The organism is Halobacillus halophilus (assembly GCF_020171985.1).
Classification (GTDB): Bacteria; Bacillota; Bacilli; order Bacillales; family Halobacillaceae; genus Halobacillus; species Halobacillus halophilus_A.
This window is the reverse complement of sequence record NZ_JAIVAL010000026.1, coordinates 1-1,051: the sequence shown is the minus strand read 5'-3', so window position 1 is coordinate 1,051 and position 1,051 is coordinate 1. Positions and strand designations below refer to the sequence as shown.

The 1,051-nt window shown below is 48.2% G+C and carries 7 tRNA genes and 1 rRNA gene; all 8 read left to right on the top strand.

The features are described 5' to 3' along the window. Nucleotides 1-198: 198 nt before the first annotated feature. Nucleotides 199-312 (top strand): 5S ribosomal RNA (rrf, locus tag LCM11_RS20325). A 12-nt stretch (nucleotides 313-324) separates the two neighbouring features. Next, nucleotides 325-400: transfer RNA gene (locus tag LCM11_RS20320), tRNA-Val, on the top strand. Between the two features lie 9 nt (nucleotides 401-409). Then, nucleotides 410-485 (top strand) — tRNA-Thr (locus LCM11_RS20315). 42 nt (nucleotides 486-527) lie between these two features. Then, nucleotides 528-603 (top strand) — tRNA-Lys (locus LCM11_RS20310). Between the two features lie 7 nt (nucleotides 604-610). Then, nucleotides 611-692, top strand: a tRNA-Leu gene (locus LCM11_RS20305). 6 nt (nucleotides 693-698) lie between these two features. Beyond that, nucleotides 699-773 (top strand) — tRNA-Gly (locus tag LCM11_RS20300). Between the two features lie 61 nt (nucleotides 774-834). Then, nucleotides 835-923: transfer RNA gene (locus tag LCM11_RS20295), tRNA-Leu, on the top strand. A gap of 9 nt (nucleotides 924-932) precedes the next feature. Then, a tRNA-Arg gene (locus tag LCM11_RS20290) sits at nucleotides 933-1,009 on the top strand. Nucleotides 1,010-1,051: the final 42 nt, after the last annotated feature.

Sequence of the window (1,051 nt, the reverse complement as noted above, 5' to 3'; positions counted from 1 at the left end):
TGAAGCTGACGGATACTAATGGATCGAAGACTTATCTATCTAGTATGAAAAAGAAGTCGGAAGAGACGTTCGCTCGTCCGATGGTTGAATGATTGCCTTATCCAGTTTTGAGGGTTTACAAAAAAACTTGTAATTTACCCTTGAATTTTTTCTCTCAGGACAATATAATATATCTTGTCCTTGAAAAAAGAAATAAGGTTTGGTGGTGAAGGCGAAGAGGTCACACCTGTTCCCATGCCGAACACAGAAGTTAAGCTCTTCAGCGCCGATGGTAGTCGGGTCGATCCCCGTGAGAGTAGGACGCCGCCAAACTTTATATAATCCGGAGGATTAGCTCAGCTGGGAGAGCACTTGCCTTACAAGCAAGGGGTCGCAGGTTCGATCCCTGCATCCTCCACCATTTTTAGTTGCCGGCCTAGCTCAACTGGCAGAGCAACTGATTTGTAATCAGTAGGTTGGGGGTTCAAGTCCTCTGGCCGGCACCATGAGATCTTTGATTTAAAAACGAAATAGATTTATTTTGTTATGAGCCATTAGCTCAGTTGGTAGAGCATCTGACTTTTAATCAGAGGGTCGAAGGTTCGAATCCTTCATGGCTCACCATTTGCCTGCGGGTGTGGTGGAATTGGCAGACACGCTAGATTTAGGATCTAGTGCTTCACGGCGTGGGGGTTCAAGTCCCTCCACCCGCACTTATTGCGGAAGTAGTTCAGTGGTAGAACACCACCTTGCCAAGGTGGGGGTCGCGGGTTCGAATCCCGTCTTCCGCTCCAATAGTTACTTTAATATACTTATAATTGAACAACAAGATAGTCCATATGAAAAACATGTCAAGCCGGGGTGGCGGAATTGGCAGACGCACAGGACTTAAAATCCTGCGGTGGGTCACCACCGTGCCGGTTCGAGTCCGGCCCTCGGCACCATACTCATATGCGCCCGTAGCTCAATTGGATAGAGCGTCTGACTACGGATCAGAAGGTTAGGGGTTCGACTCCTCTCGGGCGCGCCATTATACGGGAAGTAGCTCAGCTTGGTAGAGCACTTGGTTTGG